The following is a 17,301-nucleotide window of genomic DNA, read 5'->3' on the forward strand; positions in this document are numbered from 1 at the left end:
GCGGTGAAACTCATCGACAGGCCTGTGCCTCAGATCCCATATCTTGTATTTTTTGTCCATTGAAGCAGAGAAAGAGGCAGAACCTCAGGGATGGCTCTGAGGAGGAAAAGAAGCAGAAATCTGGTATAGTCTCTCAACAGCCTGTTATGTTTCTCAAAGGGACCTTCATGCCTGGCTTCAAAAAACCGTTATCGCCAGCAGTATCAATTGCGGGCACGTTTTTTGTGCTCCTGTGGCTCCCCTATGTCATTTTCAGTGAATACCTGGTAAGAGCCCTCTGCGATACACGCCTCCCTGTGGAGCAGTCCCTCGAGCTCACTGATGCCGCGGTCCTCACCTTCGTCATATTCTCTGCCCTTCTCACCCTGCTTTTATCGGCGATATTCGTCTCCCTGAAGTCCCTTCGCGCCTCAAGGAAGGAAGCTCCGCAGACCCTGCCCGCGAGGGGAAACACAAAGGGCAGAATTGCCGCCTTCATCATCCTCACCGTCCTGCTGTGCCTCATGGTTTTTTTCCTAGTCTGGTATGCCAGGTTTCACGGCTACGTGAGAAGCCTGGACGGCTACAAGCAGAGAAACGCTCCCTCATACAGGGAGCCCGACACTCCCTCGGTAGCACCGGCAGATCTTCTGAACCTTGGCTGGGCTCATACTAAAGAGATCCATCCTGAATACTCATACATTCTCTTTCCCCGGGAGAAGAAGCCTGGAACCATCAGGGTGGGGATTTTCGGCTGCTCCTTTGTCTTTGGCATGGAAACGGCAAAAGGTAATGAATTCCCAACATTTCTGCAAAGGAAATTCAAAGAGGGGGGCTTCAGCAATGTCGAGGTGATCAACTTCGGCGTGAGCGGCTATGGCATGCACCAGTCATACCTTCTGTGGAAAGCGGCGGGGATCAGATATGATCTTGACTATGCAGTCTTTCTCCCCCTCGAGATACACGAGAGCCGTGACAGGACCTTTATATTCAACAACCGCGAGTACCTCCCCCTTCATGGGAGATTCATCGCCGAGAGGGGAGACCTGAAACTGGTCGGGGTGGCGGGAGACTCGCTTCTTGATGCGACGATGAGATATTTCCGGTTCTTCCCCCCCTGGAGGTATCTCCGCTACGACGAGAAAGCTCCCGTGTCACTCTATGCCCTCGATTCCGCAAAAAGCGGCGAGCTTGAAAATCCTTTCTATTATAGGGACAAAAAGGAAAGGAAGAAGGAGATCCTTGATACTTACGCCCTCATATTCAACAGGCTCGGCAGCGAAGCCCGCAATGCAATAATCATAGCGGAGGAGGAGGATATGAGAGGGCTTGAAAAGCAGGTATCGTCACCTCATCTCACTTTTCTCCGGGGATGGGCTCCTCATGTGAGGGACTCTTTTCTCTATCATGCCCCGATAGGCCATCACAGCGCCCTCGGCCACAGGCTCCAGGCCGACGAGCTCTTCGATTTTCTGACAGGCGGAGAAAAGCCCACTTTTGATCACCTCAAGATAGAAAGGGATGAACAGGAGGCCCCGGGTCAATGGCAGGCCCGGCCCCTTCATGAATACCAAAAAATCATGGTAGCCATAGAAGGGAGCCCCGTGGCCCATTTCGGTCTCCCCACGGAGACCAATTCCGCCTACAACGAGCCCCGGTGCAAAAGATTGCTGGATTTTCAGAAGATGGGGATCTGCAGCCTGGTTCTCCAGACCGACGGTACCACAGTGAGGTTTGTGCCTCTCCCCTTCATAGTGAAAAATGACGAGCCTCTCTCATTCAGGATAAGATCGGGAGACTACACTGAAAATATGCCTATAGGAAAAGTCCGCGCGAAGGGAGGCGTCATAGGGAGAGCCCTCATGGATTCCCGCACTTATTCCTGGCCCGATGGAAGCTGGAAACTGAGTGGCAGCGCAGAATTCAACTCACAGGAGCTGCCCGAGAGCCTTATCCTGAAGGGCTGCAATGAAAGAGTGGACCAGGTCAGTGTCACCATCGGCGACAAGATATTCCTGAAAGGGAAGGAAATCCCCATCCACAGGCTCATCAATGCGCTGAGAAAAGTCTTCTTCTTCCGCAGGCCAACGCTCATTGTCTATCATTATCGCCTCGAGCCCGTGATGGGTGAATACTCCTACCTGAAAGCGGGACCGGGGGAATACACCGATATCAGGGGCCCGGGGGAGAGGTCGGGGTCGGTGGATCTGCTGCTGACTGACGAAAAGGGGAGCACTGAGGAGATTCCCCTGTTCCTGAGATACCGGTACAGGCAGGTCCATGGCCCTTTGTTCCACGAAAAGCTCAAAAACCATATTTGAAGGCCGACGCTGGCAGGCTTACCGCGGGGGATTGGACCGACGGGGACTATTGCAGCAATGTGGGATGGAGACTCATATCCAGGCAGACTCACCGGTTAATCATCCCCGCAAGAAACAGAGGTCGCCTGCCCCCCGTGGTGTCATAGCTGTCTGCAAGGAGTATCTTTTTCTCCACCTCAATCCCTTTGAACTGGCTTCTCCCTTTGCCTTTACCGCCTGCTTCAAAGACCACATCCTCTGAATCCCTCACCAGATAATCAGGCGTCTTCTGCCCGCGCGTTGACTTGAGATAAAATAATTCACGCCCCTGAGCCTTTTTGTCAAATGATTTGACAAAAAGCGGTAAATGGAACAGAATCCGCAGGTGCGGCAGGAAGAAAGAGTCCGGGAGCGCTCGAGATAAGCATCGCTTTTGGCATAAGGCGCTTTGATGCTATGGAATCAGGGAACAAGCGCGCGGCAGGGCAGTCAGTCATACCTGGACCAAGGTCTCAATAGCATATACCTGTTGTTAATGATAAAATAATGTCGGGTTGTAAACAACCCGTACCAAAAGGGATATGCAGGGGGCACTGAAAAGGAGTTCAACTATGGCTGACAAGATAAAACGAATCGCGATAAATTTCGGCGGGGGATTCATCCCGGGAGTCAATGATGATGAAGAGCACATCCGGGCAACTCTGGCGTTCATCAAACCATACAAGAACGTGATCGATTACGAGCTGCTTCCCTATATGCGCTTCGGGGAGAGCAAGTACGGATTTCTCGGGAAGGTGTACGAAATGCAGGACTTCCTGGAGCCGACACAGGACATGCTCGCCCGTCTGCGCTCAATCATCGACGAGGCCTTCGGCCGGAGCGCTGCTTCATCACCGGCAAAGCCGCAGTGAGACAACAGAGGATAGGAAGCTTGATTTCTGAGCCCCCCGGCCTCCCCAGGAATTATATAAGAAATTTCGGGAAGCGGGGTGTCGGTGAGAGGAAAAAGGCGGGATATCAGGCTAAAAGCCCTGATGCTGTAAGCGCAGAACCAGAGCCCTTACTGCCCCTTATATCTTCAGTTGCGTCCGAGAACCACATCGAGGAGAGAGGAATCGGCATAGGGGTCTTTGGTGCGCAGATGTACTGATGCACAAATCGCAGATTTGGCATCAGTACAAACCCGCAGTTATGCCTGCTCATAAGGTTCTCGATGACTGATTCGTTGATTTTGTCTTCTTCTAAAAGCATCTTGAAGACCTTGTGCATGAAGAGTTTTTCAGAGCATGGCAGGGGGTCTGGAGAGATTTTCATGGGCAAGGGCGACCTTCCAAATCGGGCGAAATTTGAGGGGATTGACGAGAGTAAATGCCTGTGTTGGGATTGACAGGCAGCCAATTGTAATGCTATAATGTATATACAAATCAAACATACATCAAGTGGAGGTGATGAGTGAATCTCCAATTAACAGATAAAAGTTTTGAATGGGACAAGGGCAATGCGGGGAAAAATCTTAAACATGATGTTACTGATGAGGAAGCAGAGCAAGTTTTCTTTGATCCCTCTGCCAGACTGAAAAGAACAAGAAATGAACGGTATGCTCTATTCGGAAGAACAGAGGAAGGTAAATACCTGTTTGTGGTGTTTCAATATAAGGGCAGAGTATCAAAAGGAAGTTATGACGTAATAAGGATTATAAGTGCCCGGGAGATGACAAAGGTCCATAGAAAATTTTACAGTGAGAAAGAAGGTTAGTGATATGAAAAAAGCTTCGATTCGCGATCCTGAATTATGCCAGGGCTGTATACTCTGTAAAGACGGAAAGATTCCTGAATTTCATAACGAAGAGGAAGAAGCAGAGTTCTGGGGCAACCACAGTCCTCTGGATTTTCCCGACGAATTTGAAGATGTTGACCTTCATGTCAACGACATGAGACAGAAAAAGCTTCCTATCTCAATCAGGTTAGACCCGGTATTAAAAGAAGGGGTCAAAAAAATGGCTCACATAAAGAAAATACGGTATCAAACACTGATACAGAAGTGGATAAAGGAAAAATTTGAAGAAGAAGAGAGAGCGCTTGTCAATATCGCAACAAGCAAAAGGAGATAGTTAAGCACATACTCCGCAGAAACAATGTCCGTAAAGTTTTTGCGAACGTGCACTAAACTCTCTCTGCGGCGGGGCACCAGGGCGTCACGCTGGCGGAGATGCTGAAGATCATGGCCACAAAGAGCAGCCCGCTTCCGAAAAACACGGTGGCGAAGAAGCGGTCTTCATGCGCCCCCATACGGTTGCGGATCACCCCTATGAACCACAGGAAGGCGATGCCTGCGACGGGCATGAGCTGCATCGCAATATTGACATGCTTCCAGTGATGAAGAAGCCATGCTCCCGTTTCAAGAGGATCGGCGGGCACGGAAAGCCTCATGAGCACAAGAATAATGAGAAAAGCAGGGAAAATATGATGCCTGCAACAGCGGCAGCCCGTGGCGTCTTCAGGGCGGTGCGGACAGCCGGGGCATCCTGTTTCACCGGGGATTCAGAAACTTCAGGCTGCATGCTCATCTCTCCTTGCATTACTCGGCATGGTTGCTCATCATTATGCAGGTCGTATGAGAGCCCTCGCCGGCGCTCCGTCGCTCCCGGCAATCCTGAGAGGAAGGCAGAGAAGCTGCACACGCCCGGGCTTCACCTTCTTCAGGTTGAGGCCCTCGATAAGCCAGATGCCGGTCTTGAGAAGGGCCTGGTGAGTCTCCACTCCGTCGGCGCGGAATCCCCCGACTGAGAGATAGTCCACGCCGACAAGCTTCACTTTTCTCCCGGCAAGATAACAGGCCGCCGCTGCTGAGATATAGACGAAGTCCTCGAAGAATCTGCCGCTATCCCAGCAATGCTCGGAGTTGCGGGTCCTGAAGAGGATCCGCTCCCCGCGCCTTATATGATGGCCTTCAAGCTCTTCGGGCCTTATCGATACGTGATCCTTGATGGGGATTACCCGCGCCGCGCTGATGGCGGCCTCCACCGGCATCCTGTCAATCCCGGCGCCCCCCCGGACAAAATGGGCAGGCGCGTCCATGTGCGTGCCCGCGTGGGCACCCAGTTCAAGGAGCGATACCGTGCAGGGGTCGCCCCTTTCTATCTCCATCGCATGGCTGATACGGGCCTCCGGATCGCCGGGCCAGCCGACCATGCCGTTCTTTATCATCACGGTGACATCGATCCATTTTCGTGCCATGCCGCCCTCCTTTAAGAGAATCCGTGGGGGGATATCGCTGGGCTTTTCCGGCTCTGTAGCGTGGAAAAAGTGCATGGTCTCACCACCATACACTTTGCTTTTTCACATAGGGAACATGGAAGGAGGGTTTTACCCCTTCAGGATATCGGCTCCCAACTTCCTGATGAATATTCTGGCCGTCTCCTCCGTCACTTCTCCGGCGAGCTGCGAGCACTGCTGCTTCTGCTCAGGCGTCCCCTGTTGCACATTCTTTGACAGTACCCTGCAGCATGTGGCTTTGTGCTTTTCTTTAAAGATCTTGTGCAGCTCATGTGAGAGTGCAGGAATGGAATCATTTCCTGTGCTGCTTTTCAGGCAAGGTTTGAGATGAGTATGTAAAGGCTTACCATGAGCACCCACAGCGGCAGGAATAACGGAAACCAATGGAATATGCCGCTGCACAGCAGCAGCGCGAGTGCGAGAGGGTAGCCCAGGATCGCGATCCAGCGCGGGACAACCCCGGTGCGCAGAAGGAGCGTGCTTGTCATCGCCATGAATACCGCTGCCATCTTTATCCCGAAGATATTCATGAACTGGTATGACAGAGCGCGCGCGAAGGAATACATGCCTGATTCTATGACCTTTTCAGGAGCGGCGCCATATAGCATTATTGTGGTGCCGGCGACGGCGGAAGCGCTGAAGAGCATGCCGACGAAAAGATAACCGCTTCCGAGGAATACCGTGGAAAAGAAGCGGTCCTCGCGGTGCCCTATTCGATCACGGATAACTCCCATGAACCACAGGAATGCGATGCCTGCAAAAGGCATCAGCTGCAAGGCAAGATCGACATACTTCCAGCGGCCCGAAAGCCATGCTCCGGCATCAAGGGGGCTCGGAGGAACAGAAATCCTTATCAAGAAAAGAATGGTGATATACACTATTGAAAATACAATACCGGCAATGGCGGCAGCCCGTGGTGTCTTCAGTGCGGCCCGGACTATCGTCAGCTCCCCGGGGAGCCTCTCTTCCTGGTCTTCATTATTCATGCTGTTCCCTCATCCTGTTAATATGCTCTGCCTCCTGGTGCTTCTTTATGTCCTCGGGCGAGAGCGTGGGCCTGTCGATGGTGAGAGTGACTCTTTTGAGGGTGTTGGTAAAAGTGAAGGGCGGCTGGTAGTCCCTGTCTCAGACACCGGTGAGCGTGTCGCTTCCCACGTCGAGAGCTTCATCCCATTGAAGTATGAAGGGTATCGTGCGCTCCATCTTCCGGGTGGCGACGGCCTTCCTGTCAAGACTGCCTGGCGGCGATTGCTGCCTTCACAAGGCTCATGAGTTCCTCTTCTGAGAAGGGCTTGTCCAGTAAGCCCAGGGCTCCGCATTTCAGCACATGCTCCCTTTCACCCGGCTTCTGCAACGCGCTTATGAAAATGATCTGCAGGGGCGATCCTGCGGAACAGAGCTTTTCCTGGAGCTCAAAGCCGTTCATCCCCGGCATGCGGACGTCCAGGATAAGGCATCCTTTGCTCTCAAGCGGGACTATTTCAAGAAAAGCCTCGGCTGAGGGGAATACTCTTGGAGTAAGCCCTTCTGAGCGTATAAGCCGCGAGAGTGAACGGCGCACAGAATCATCGTCATCGACAATGAAAATGGATGGTGAGAAGGGATCTTTTTCAGACATAGTAATCACAGTATAGCGAAATGCAATGGCCTTGTATAGTGGGACCTTGGTCCAGGTAAAGCGTTTCAGCTTCCTGGCAAGGGCTTGATTCCTGCCTGCTCTGCCAGGCGGACAAGCCCTGCGACAGAAGTCGCTCCGAGTTTTTTCATCAGCTCTCCCCGGTGGAATTTCACTGTCTTTTCCGATATGCCGAGCTCAAAGGCAATCTGCTTGTTGAGCATTCCCCCGATAATCCGCCTGAATACCTGCTCCTGCCGGGTAGTGAGGGACTGAACCAGCAGGCGGGACTCTTTGAGAGCCCGCTGCTCCTGGTGCTCGCCATTCTGCTTCTCAAGCGCATCTCTTACGGCTTCAAGCAGCTCCTCATCGTTGAAAGGCTTGGTGAGAAAGTCTGCGGCTCCGCCCTTCATGGCTTTCACCGTCATAGGGATGTCGCCAAAACCGGTGATAAATATTATGGGAAGGGCCATGCCCTTTTCATTCATTTCATGCTGGAGGTCAAGACCCGAAAGGTCAGGCATGTTCACATCGAGGACCAGGCAGGCAGGCCCGCTCCAGGTTCCTTTCTCGAGGAACTCTCCCGCTGAGGAAAAGACCTCGGCCACGTAGCCTTCGGAACGAAGAAGGCGATCTACCGCTCTGCGCACCGAAGGATCATCATCGACTAGAAAGACTCTTTGTTTTTCATTCATGGTGTTTCTTTACAGACTAATGAAAAGTAATGATATTTTCATTGCAGGCACTGGACTGCGGCCCTGAGAAAAAGAATCCGGGAGGCAGCACTTATGAAGAACCTTATATTCTATGATGTTCTGCCGTGATAAAATTCGACGTGAAAAGAATTCTCCCTTTTCATTAAGGAGAGGAATCACAGAGCAGGGGCTTCAGAACCTTATGGTGAGGTTCCCTCCCGTGATGTTGAAGCGCGGGCGTGGCTCGCCTTCATCGAGATAATTTGCATCAGTCTGCCTCATGAAATAAACATCGAGATTCACCTCTTGCCCTATATCGCCTTTCAGACCAAGAGAGACACGGTTCTTGTTCCATCCCGGGTGATTGTCTCCTATGTCATAAAAGAACTCATCGGCCAGATAGGGGGTGATTTTCCCGGGGAGCGAGAGGGTAAGCTTGTTCCTGTAACGGACATAGGAGGGATTGTCATAGCAGAATGTCAGGAATTCAAAGCGGTTCCGGTTTGAAAGGGTAAAAGGACCCAGCCTGCCGTTGAAAATGATGCCCCCGAAAAAATCATTTTCCCCCTGCCACACCTTCTGGTCCAGTTTTTCGACACTCCTGTACCCCACCAGTTCCAGGTCGATTGTGCGGGATATGCTCCGGAACAGGGTCATCTCCCTGCTCTGGAAATAGAGGCCATCTCTATCATAATGAGATTCAAGGGAAAGGATGGTTTTCAGCTGCGGTGCAAGGGGGATTTCAAAAGCGCCCTTGACCCAGGTCTCCCCTGAGCCCTCGGTCTCAGAAAATGCCGGTGCGGGCGCCATCACCAGGCAGAGGAAAGAGAATACCACCAGGTGAAAGTTCTTGATCCTTCTCCCCGGGTTTCTCATTTTCAAGTGTTTCTTTCCTTCAGGATTGCCGCGGCTGGCCAAATGGAAAGGTATCCTTTTCTGCAAGAATATCCATACCATAGCATGAATATTATAATTTTACAATATGGACCAAGGTCCAGGGGAAACCTGACTGGAAGCTCTCTTCAGGCTTCAGCCTTCAGGGGGGCTCCCGGTAGTTCTTCCGGCCCTTTTCAACTTCTCTCCAGCAGAGTAAAATAAGAGGAGCAGAATGAAAATCCTCTCCTCTGCGGACGACATCTATACAAGAAAAGGTTATCATCAGGAGAGTGAGCAAAGGATGAACAGAGCGCTTTTTGTGACCCTTCTGGTAATGTCCCTCCTGGTCTCCGTCTTTTCGCCGCCTGCCTGCGCTGGCTGAGGAACGACCTCTTGTGGACCGGGGACCGGTTTACAGGGAACCTCCACGACAGTGCCGGGCGGCCTCACCACCAATGACCTGAGGGCTAAAAGCGAGGGTGGTGAGACGGTGGCCACCTATTTCTCGAAGCTGAACTCCGGAAGCGTCGAGGGCGCCTATGATCTTTTCAGCAGTGACTACAAGGCCCGCAAATCACTGGAGGGCTTCAGGAGATCACTGAGAGAAGCTTATTATATCCTGAGGACTATTGACACCATAAAATCAGAAGATACCAGGGCAGAGATAAGCACCGAGGTGCTCATCTCTCCCAGGGGCGATATGACAGTCCTCATCCAGAACGATCCCCTCGGCGAAAAGAGGAGATGCAGGTTCTCCCTCATAAAGGAGGGCGGCCAGTGGAAGATTGATTCGGCTACTTTGTAGGATCCACCAGTCTTTCATTCAGGCGTATCCATCCTGTAGAGCTGATCGATGACGGCGGCAGGGAACTGGGCGGGCAGGAGGGCGAGAGCTGAGAGTAATTTTGTTCAACTTTGCGCAAATTTAGTAGTAATTTTGCACATTTCTTGACAATTTTCACAGTTTCTAGTATGATGAGCGTATGTGGTATTCCAGGATCATAGAAGAAGCCATTGAAAAATCGCTTCCATCCCCTGAGGCCCTGATTCTCTATGGTCCCAGGAGAGTCGGCAAAACGTCTCTCCTTCGGCATTTCGAAAACACAATAAAACCCCTCGCCCCCACCGCTTATTTCTCGCTGGATGATCCCGGGACACGGGCCATCTTCAATGACTTTTCCCTGGCCAGGCTGGAAACGCTTTTTCACGGCATGGGCTTTGCTGCAGGATCAAAGAATTACCTCTTCCTGGATGAGATTCTCTACTTTGAAAGGGTGGAGCTGCTCCTGAAGCTCATCGTAGACAACTTTCCCCACGTAAAAATTCTTGCCAGCAGCTCCTCATCGCTGCTGCTTAAAAAATCGCTCTCTGAAAGCCTGGCGGGAAGAAAACTTTTCCTGGAACTCCTGCCTCTCTCACTGGGAGAACTATACCATCTGAGTGGTAAGAATTTCTTTCAATTTCCCGAACAGCCTCTGCACTTTCCCGTGCTCGCCTCCGCAGCTGAGGAAATGATAGTATATGGCTCCTATCCGGAAATCGTCCTCCTTCAGGATCAACGGGAGAGAAGGGCAAAATTGCGGGACCTGGTCGAGAGCGCCCTCTTCAAGGACATCTTCATGCTGGAAGGAATCAGGCACCCCAGAGCGCTCTCGGACCTGCTCACCCTGCTCGCCCACCAGGCAGGATCACTGGTCAACGTCAACGAGATCGCTTCAACGCTCGGCATCTCCCGCCGGCTCGTGGATGAATATATCACGATCCTTGAGAAATTCTTCGTGCTCTTCCGGCTGCTCCCTTACAGTCACAACCCGCGCACAGAGGTGGGCTCCAGGTTCAAGATCTACTTCTGGGACCAGGGTATCAGGAATTCCATTATCAACCGCTTTGACCCAATACAGAACAGGGAAGACAGGGGAGCGCTTCTCGAAAATCTGGTCATCGCGGGGATAGCCCGGAGAAATCTCTATTCCGGCCGCCCTTATCAGCAATTTTTCTGGAGGAGCTACACAGGCTATGAAGTAGACTGCGTTCTTGAAGGCATCGAGAAAAAAGAGCTTTTCGCCATAGAAGTAAAATTCTCTGGTAAGGGAAAAATTACCAGGGCCTTCGATGCCTATAATCCTGATCGAAAATTGATCGCAGGTTTCGAGAATTGCTACCGTTTCTGCCTGTAGCGGGCGCACGTTCCGGAGATACTCCCCTCCATAGGCTCCTCCCGGTTCTATGGGGATCTGCCATGGCGACAGGGCAGATCCTCTTATCTGCCGAGCCTGCGGAGGCTCGATGGAAATAATCTCCATTATCGACGACTTTCCGGTTAACTGACGCACATCATACCCCCAGGTATGATGATGCCGTCAGTAATGCTCTGTGAGTAGGAGCAAGAAATCCTCACCCATCTAAACCTGTGGCATATCGATCAAAATAAGCGTTTACCCTCCCCTGAAGGATCGGGGAAAGGCCGGTCCTTACGATCCCCTCGGCGAAAAGAGGAGATGCAGGTTCTCCCTCATAAAGGAGGGCGGCCAGTGGAAGATTGATTCGGCCACTTCATAGGATCCACCAGTCTTTCATTTAGGCGTGTCCATCCTGTAGAGCTGATCGATGACGGCGGCAGGGAACTGCGCAGGCAGATCATCGGCGCCCAGGACTACCTCGATATATGACGCATTATCATGGGCCGCCGCTTTCGCAAGGGCTTCCTCGAACTGCCCCACCGTCTCAACGCGGGCGCTGTACCAGCCGGTGCAGCCCATTGCTTCGGGAAGCTTATGATAGCTCCAGAGGGCAAGGTCGTCGTACGCATGCCCCACGGTCCTGTTGATAACCTCCTCCACTCCGAAGAGGCCGTTGTTGAGCACAATAATCACCGGCTTTGCTCCGTAGCGGCCCATGGTGCCTATCTCGTTTGCCGTGAGCTGGTGAGAGCCGTCACCGGTCACGAGGACAGTGCGCCTGTCAGGCGCGGCGAGCGATGCGCCGAAGGCGGCCGGCGTCGCCCAACCGATAGAGCCCCAGAGCGTCTGGTTGTGATAGACCGCCCTGTCGGGAAGCCCCATGGCGCCCATGGTGAGCACGCAGCTCCCTGTCTCTGCAAAGACAATGTCTCCCTCCGAAAGGAAGCGCTGAAGCCTCGGGTAGAGTGCCGCGGAAGTGATACGGTCCCCGGGCGCGCCTGTCATGGGAAGAAGAGGGATCCCGGCGGGACTCGCTGCAGGAGTGAAGGCCGGCACGGCTGCGGCAAGCCTGGTCAGCATGTCTGCAAGGCTGACGGGGCCATAGAGTTTCTCTCCCACCTTTACACGGTCAGGAAGCAGGTGAACCAGCCGCGCGGGGTTGATGCGGTGGCTCCACATCCCCGTGTTGATATCCGACATGACCACGCCGCCGACGTCAATCACGCAGTCGGCTTCCTCGACAGCGGCGCGCACGTGCGGCGCCGACCCCGCCCCGCTGTACATTCCGAGAAAATTCGGGTGCTTCTCTGAAAGAGTCGCCTTGTCCATGGGAGCGGTGGCATAACCGATCCGTGATTTCTCCAGGAAAGCGGCAAGCCGGTCCTGGAGCCTGTATCGGGCCACGGTACAAGCCGCCAGTACCACCGGCGCTTTTGCATCTGCAAGCCTTGCGAGCACCGCCTTGACGGCGGCCTCGAGCTCGGCATCATTCGAGACCATATATTTCATTTCATCGAGAGTCCGCCAGGCCGGGGGCTCTCCTGTCACCGGCATAAGGGCGAAGTCCGCCGGAACGGTGATATAAGCGGGCTGGTTGTTGATGAGGGCTGCCCTGATGACCCTTTCCATCTCGCCCGTGACGTTGTCGGGCGTCAGGGAAGTGCCTGCGCATGCCGCTGCCTCCGAAAGAGCCCTGAAGGAGCCAAAGGCCCCGTCACCGAGGCTGTGATGGGTAACCAGGCGATCATGCTGCAGGCGCGTGCTCGGGGCACCCACGAGGTGAAAGACCGGCAGCCGCTCTGCCTTGGAGCCCATCACCGCATTGAGGGCGCTGAGCTCACCCACGCCATAGGTCGTTGAGAGGACTGCGGCTCCCCTGATACGGGCATAGCCGTCGGCGGCATAGCCTGCATTCAGCTCGTTGGAGGAGCCTGTCCACTTCATATGAGGTGAGGCCTCGATTGCATCATCAAAGGGAAAGGCATAGTCGCCGGGCACTCCGAAGGCATGGGTTATTCCCAGGGCGGCGAGGCGCTCTATCACATACTCTGCTACGGTGAGCTGCTTGTTCATTCTGATACCCCTTTCCCGGCGGTGCCGGCGATGTCTTTTTCTTGATCCGTCCTGCATCTTCTCATGGTTTTTAGAAATTCCTTCCCCGGGTGCAGCTTTCCTTGCATCCTTGTCTTCCCCTGCATCATCGGCATCTTGGTATGGAGAAATACAGCAGAAAAAGTGGTGATTTCAATGAAGACAGTAGTAGATGAAGGATCAGTCAAAAGAAACCCTGTGGAAAACTCTGCAGCATTATTTGTGGCACTTATTTTTTTATTCCTCTCCATGGCAGGCTGTACTGGAGGAGGCTCCGAAGGGCAAAGCTTTCTGGGCACCGCCTGGAGCGGCGCAGCAAATCCCCGGCTTGACACCGTCGAGAACCTTGATAAGCCGGGAGAGCCGCTGCGGGCCGGTGACTGGAGCAGGATCCGGGGGAGCGGCTTCGGCGACACGCAGGGACAGGGCTATGTGCACTTCGTTCAAGGCGCTCAGAGCAGCAAAGCAGCCCGATACCACGCATGGGCTGACGGCGAGATAACCTTTCGCACGCCCGACGACCTTAAAAGCCCCGGCGAGACCACAAAGGCTTTCTCTCAGGCGCAGATAGCCATCGTGCACTCATCGGGCAGCGGCAGCAATGTGCTCGCGATAGCAACCGACGCGACGCCCAACTCGAGCCCCCAGGAAACGCCACCCGCGGCGACTCCTGCACCATCCCCGACAGGAAGCCCCTCCCCTTCGCCTTCGTGCACGTGCCCGCCGACACCATCTCCGTCACCTGTGCCGACGGCAACCGCCGCCTTTTACTATGTAACAGATAATCCCTCGAATATTGACTACCGCTGCGGCTTTTCGCCTGACAGCAGCACCATCGTTTTCGAGCGCACCGCGAGAGGGGCCGTGGACTACGAGCTTTACCAGGTTCCTGCGACAGGAGGCACGGGCACCCCCTTCCTTCCCCAGAGCTTCACCAAAGACTATCAGAGCACCCGCCCGAACTGGTCTGCCGCCAACAACCAGATTGCATTCACCGGCTCTTCACGCACCGGCGATTCAGTCTGGACAGTGAACCCCGACGGCTCAGGGCTTGTGCAGGTGACCTCGCCCGAGTTCCGCCCGATAGTTGACTACCCATACTGGTTCCCCGACGGCAAGAGCCTTGCGGTAGTGGATTACGGCTACAATCCCATCACCAACTACAAGGGCATCATACGCCGCGTATGGCCCGGCACAAACCCGGCCACCGTGGTGAATCTCACGAGCGATACCCAGCTCCTCGCAGGCATGCCCAGCGTGTCCCCTGGCGGCCGTTATGTGGCTTTCGCCGCCCAGTGCTGCGTCAATGAGCCCTACAACCAGAATGCGAACAGCATCTACATAATCGATCTCGAGGCCCCGGCGGGGACAAAGCCCTGGCTCTTCGACAGCGGCCAGGCCCGGGCGCCCTCATGGTCGCCTGACGGCACGGTCATCAACTTCGAGTCCAACAGGGGGAGTCCTAATCCCGACATCTACGCGATATACCTGAAAAGATTCACCGGATCGCCAGGCGACATTAACGGCATTCCGACAAAAATCACTGAAGACAGCCTTAATGCCAATCATTGCGTGTGGTCACCGAAAGGCACTTCTCTTGTAATGAGCGCCGTGCTGCCCGCGAGCGGTTCCGATCCCCAGGCCGGCTCACTGCCTCCCCCGAGGGGAATCCTGGTGATGGACGTCCCTGCAGGCTTTACCACGGCCGGGGGGAAGTGACCCATGAACGATGCAGGATTCAATGGGCCGCTGGAAAAATAGTTGAGTGAGGGAGTTGAAGAGTGCGGGTATCCCGGAGGTGGTGACATGCGTGAAGAGTTCAACGAGATCTATGAGATAGGGGAGTCCATACTCATTTTTCTGGGGACCATGGGATTCAATGGCCTCCTCACCTACGGCCGGGAAGGGGAATGGAAATACCACGATCCCGAAAGCCTTGCGTGGGACTGCTACCACCAGGAGGTGTTCCGCAATTTCAAGGCTGACCGCATCACCCTTCATGACCTGGAGGAGCGGGGGATCGCCCTGCCAAACCCTGAAAAGATCCCGGCACCTTCGCCCGGGAAGACCTGGGCCGACAATTTCAATGCAAAGACCAGGCTCGACAAGGTGCCGCCCGCAGTGCGGGAACACCTTAAGAGCCGCTCACCGGGACCGGTGAAGGTGTACCTGGTGCTCGTGGAGGACTTCTACGAGACCTCCTTCGGCGACGGCAGGTTTCTCTATCCGGAAGCGGCCTACTACACAAGGGAGGCCGCCGGGGAGAAAATAAGCCGCCTGCAGAGAGAAGAGCCCGATAAGGCAAAGCGGGAATGGTACCGGTATACCCTTAAAGAGGTCATTTTAAGAGTGGAGGGCGCAGAAATCGTTGCAGACCTGAACATCGATTCTTTTGAACACTATTCTATAGAAGATATAGTGAGGCTTCTTTCCCGTCTCCGTCCGAAGTGAGCGGCATATTTTCGAAGGGCTCGCCGGGGGCTCTCTCTTCTCACCGAAAAGGAGAGCCTGGCCTGTTCGATCATCTCTTCCACGGTGAGGGTGAAGCTTTCGAGGGATATGCAGACGGGGTTGGAAGATGCGCCGAAATGGCAGCCATGATGAAACTCGGGGCCGGCAACAGGAAAAAGCGGGGGGGCAAGGGGCAGGTACAGCAGTACGAACCTCTGGATCAAGAAAGGGAAATATGCTACAATACGGAGAGAAAAGATAATCCATGTGCTTGCCGCTGCAAGTGCTCCCAGGTATTCCAGGACAGGAGGAAAGGAATGGAGATAAGAAATGACATAACGGCGCCCCCGGTTCATCTTAACAGGCCCGCTGGAGCCCCTGATATGACCGGCGAAGAAGTGAAAGCTCCCCGGGACTCATTTTCCCATGGGGCGGCGCCTCAGAAAAATATGAAGAACATTACGGCGGGAGCGGCCGGCGCAATCCTCTCCAAGCCCTCCAAAGAGCCTGTGCCCCTCGAAAAGGCCGCCCACTGGAAATTCGAGGCCCAGGACAAGCACTCCATCGACGCCGTATTTACGACGCCCAACGGCAACAGCTATATATGCTGCGAAAGCTTCGACACGGAGAACCGCGACACGCCGCGGTCCTACACCGCCGCCTTTGACCCCTCAGGGAAAGAGCTCTGGACCTACAAGACCGACAACAAGTACTCCATAAGTAGCCACATCTTTCTTCCCGACGGCTCGAGCTATCTCGCATGCAACGGCGAAGAGCGCTGGGACAGGCCTTACGTTGTAGCCCTGAACCCTGACGGCACCGAGAAATGGAAATACCAGCCCAAGACCGACAGCAAGTGCTCGTCCATCCAGATCGGCCCCGACGGCACCATCTACGCCAAGATTGAGAAAGAGCTCCATGCCATAGACAGCAAGGGCAAGATGAAGTGGAAGCATGAAATAGGAATCCACTCCGATGATTATTTCCATGAGATGACACCGGGAGGTACCAGCATCTTCGCCTGCGACAACTTTTCCAACAATTTTGGCTACGACAGCTTTTATGCCGTCAACTCCAAGGGGAAAAAAGAGGAGATCGATCTCCCCGACATTGGCACATTCCCCATAAATGACGGCAAAGGGCACATCTTTTACGGCGGCGAGAAAGGCGAGTTCTACGGCATCGACACCACTACGGGGCAGAAGTGGGAGCTTTCGCTCGACTCCGAGCGGGGCCTCAAGATGCCTCACTGGGGACCTGACGGCAGGATCTACGTCGAGGGAAGGTTCGACAATGCGCTCTACGCCATTGACCCCCAGGGGAAGCTCATCTGGAAAGAGACCATTGAAGATCACAGGCCCGGGGGAATGGCACTCGATGAGTTTTACAAAGTGGCTCATGACGGCTCGGTCTTCTACGCCCTTGAGGGAAAAGACTCCATCCAGGTGATTGACGCCCGGGGGAACAGGTCAAAGGAGATCAACGTGCCCGGCGGCTTTTCGGAGTTCTGCCCGGACAGCAGGGGCCACCTTTATATAAGGCGTGCTGACGATGACACCATAATATTCTGCGACGTGCAGAATGACACGCGCTTTTACTTTCCCATGGAGCTTGCCGGGAACATGGACATGAAGGAAGTCCTCGATGACGGCACCGTCGTGTTCCAGGACATGTGCTCCCGCTTCCACGTGAAATTCGACAAGGACGAGGAGGTAAAGAAATACCTCGAGGAGCTGCAGGAAGCCGGCGACGCAGGCGAATCCCAGAAGCCCGTCGATACCATTGTCGAGGAAGACGACTGGGTCTATATAGGGAACGTCAAGATACCGAAGAAATGAG

Annotated in this window: 18 protein-coding genes and 1 pseudogene; 9 read left to right on the forward strand and 10 right to left on the reverse strand. The window is 54.0% G+C overall.

Translation table 11 applies throughout. The features are described 5' to 3' along the window. Positions 1-167: 167 nt before the first annotated feature. Positions 168-2,300 (forward strand): hypothetical protein, encoded by a 2,133-nt coding sequence (locus tag RDV48_05750; GenBank protein ID MDQ7822280.1) that lies wholly within the window; start codon positions 168-170, stop codon positions 2,298-2,300. An 88-nt stretch (positions 2,301-2,388) separates the two neighbouring features. Here RDV48_05750 and RDV48_05755 read toward each other — a convergent pair whose 3' ends face one another. Continuing rightward, complete coding sequence (locus RDV48_05755) at positions 2,389-2,532, reverse strand: hypothetical protein (GenBank protein ID MDQ7822281.1); 144 nt, start codon at positions 2,530-2,532, stop codon at positions 2,389-2,391. A gap of 358 nt (positions 2,533-2,890) precedes the next feature. On the opposite strand from RDV48_05755, the gene RDV48_05760 reads away from it, so the two are divergent. Then, positions 2,891-3,190, forward strand: coding sequence for a hypothetical protein (locus tag RDV48_05760; GenBank protein ID MDQ7822282.1), 300 nt, complete (start codon positions 2,891-2,893; stop codon positions 3,188-3,190). Between the two features lie 106 nt (positions 3,191-3,296). Here the strand turns inward: RDV48_05760 and RDV48_05765 are convergent, their stop codons facing one another. Next, complete coding sequence (locus tag RDV48_05765) at positions 3,297-3,593, reverse strand: hypothetical protein (GenBank protein MDQ7822283.1); 297 nt, start codon at positions 3,591-3,593, stop codon at positions 3,297-3,299. Positions 3,594-3,731: 138 nt separating this feature from the next. Between RDV48_05765 and RDV48_05770 the strand changes: the two genes are divergently transcribed. Together RDV48_05770 and RDV48_05775 are read left to right on the forward strand one after the other, a co-directional pair. Then, positions 3,732-4,034, forward strand: a complete 303-nt coding sequence (locus tag RDV48_05770; protein ID MDQ7822284.1) for a BrnT family toxin — start codon at positions 3,732-3,734, stop codon at positions 4,032-4,034. Between the two features lie 4 nt (positions 4,035-4,038). After that, positions 4,039-4,389 carry a CopG family antitoxin gene (locus tag RDV48_05775; GenBank protein ID MDQ7822285.1) on the forward strand — a complete coding sequence of 117 codons (351 nt, stop codon included), beginning with the start codon at positions 4,039-4,041 and terminating at the stop codon, positions 4,387-4,389. Positions 4,390-4,441: 52 nt separating this feature from the next. Here RDV48_05775 and RDV48_05780 read toward each other — a convergent pair whose 3' ends face one another. The 7 genes and pseudogenes from RDV48_05780 to RDV48_05810 form a co-directional block, all read right to left on the reverse strand. Beyond that, complete coding sequence (locus RDV48_05780; GenBank protein MDQ7822286.1) at positions 4,442-4,696, reverse strand: hypothetical protein; 255 nt, start codon at positions 4,694-4,696, stop codon at positions 4,442-4,444. Positions 4,697-4,879: 183 nt separating this feature from the next. Continuing rightward, positions 4,880-5,515, reverse strand: coding sequence for a cyclase family protein (locus RDV48_05785; protein ID MDQ7822287.1), 636 nt, complete (start codon positions 5,513-5,515; stop codon positions 4,880-4,882). Positions 5,516-5,865: 350 nt separating this feature from the next. Continuing rightward, positions 5,866-6,540 (reverse strand): hypothetical protein, encoded by a 675-nt coding sequence (locus RDV48_05790; GenBank protein ID MDQ7822288.1) that lies wholly within the window; start codon positions 6,538-6,540, stop codon positions 5,866-5,868. Further along, positions 6,533-6,787: pseudogene (locus tag RDV48_05795) on the reverse strand (hypothetical protein). Before RDV48_05795 ends, RDV48_05790 begins: the two are co-directional and overlap by 8 nt. Next, on the reverse strand, positions 6,783-7,172 hold the full coding sequence (locus RDV48_05800) for a response regulator (GenBank protein ID MDQ7822289.1): 390 nt from the start codon (positions 7,170-7,172) through the stop codon (positions 6,783-6,785). Before RDV48_05800 ends, RDV48_05795 begins: the two are co-directional and overlap by 5 nt. 65 nt (positions 7,173-7,237) lie before the next feature. After that, positions 7,238-7,864: a response regulator gene (locus RDV48_05805; GenBank protein MDQ7822290.1), complete on the reverse strand. Its 627-nt coding sequence runs from the start codon at positions 7,862-7,864 to the stop codon at positions 7,238-7,240. Between the two features lie 192 nt (positions 7,865-8,056). Next, positions 8,057-8,740 carry a DUF2490 domain-containing protein gene (locus RDV48_05810; protein ID MDQ7822291.1) on the reverse strand — a complete coding sequence of 228 codons (684 nt, stop codon included), beginning with the start codon at positions 8,738-8,740 and terminating at the stop codon, positions 8,057-8,059. A 433-nt stretch (positions 8,741-9,173) separates the two neighbouring features. Between RDV48_05810 and RDV48_05815 the strand changes: the two genes are divergently transcribed. Together RDV48_05815 and RDV48_05820 are read left to right on the forward strand one after the other, a co-directional pair. Continuing rightward, positions 9,174-9,545, forward strand: a complete 372-nt coding sequence (locus RDV48_05815) for a hypothetical protein (GenBank protein MDQ7822292.1) — start codon at positions 9,174-9,176, stop codon at positions 9,543-9,545. 178 nt (positions 9,546-9,723) lie between these two features. Next, positions 9,724-10,917: an ATP-binding protein gene (locus RDV48_05820; protein MDQ7822293.1), complete on the forward strand. Its 1,194-nt coding sequence runs from the start codon at positions 9,724-9,726 to the stop codon at positions 10,915-10,917. A 396-nt stretch (positions 10,918-11,313) separates the two neighbouring features. Here the strand turns inward: RDV48_05820 and RDV48_05825 are convergent, their stop codons facing one another. Then, on the reverse strand, positions 11,314-12,993 hold the full coding sequence (locus RDV48_05825; GenBank protein MDQ7822294.1) for a thiamine pyrophosphate-binding protein: 1,680 nt from the start codon (positions 12,991-12,993) through the stop codon (positions 11,314-11,316). A gap of 174 nt (positions 12,994-13,167) precedes the next feature. On the opposite strand from RDV48_05825, the gene RDV48_05830 reads away from it, so the two are divergent. The 3 genes from RDV48_05830 (at position 13,168) to RDV48_05840 (ending at position 17,300) form a co-directional block, all read left to right on the forward strand. Further along, entirely contained in the window at positions 13,168-14,730 is a 1,563-nt protein-coding gene (locus RDV48_05830) for a hypothetical protein (protein ID MDQ7822295.1), read from the forward strand. An 87-nt stretch (positions 14,731-14,817) separates the two neighbouring features. Continuing rightward, positions 14,818-15,462, forward strand: coding sequence for a hypothetical protein (locus RDV48_05835; GenBank protein MDQ7822296.1), 645 nt, complete (start codon positions 14,818-14,820; stop codon positions 15,460-15,462). 317 nt (positions 15,463-15,779) lie between these two features. After that, a complete protein-coding gene (locus RDV48_05840; protein MDQ7822297.1) occupies positions 15,780-17,300 on the forward strand; it encodes a PQQ-binding-like beta-propeller repeat protein in 1,521 nt (506 codons plus the stop codon). The last annotated feature ends 1 nt before the right edge of the window (position 17,301 follow it).

It is taken from the genome of Candidatus Eremiobacterota bacterium (assembly GCA_031082125.1).
Lineage (GTDB): Bacteria > Vulcanimicrobiota > CADAWZ01 > CADAWZ01 > Ess09-12 > Ess09-12.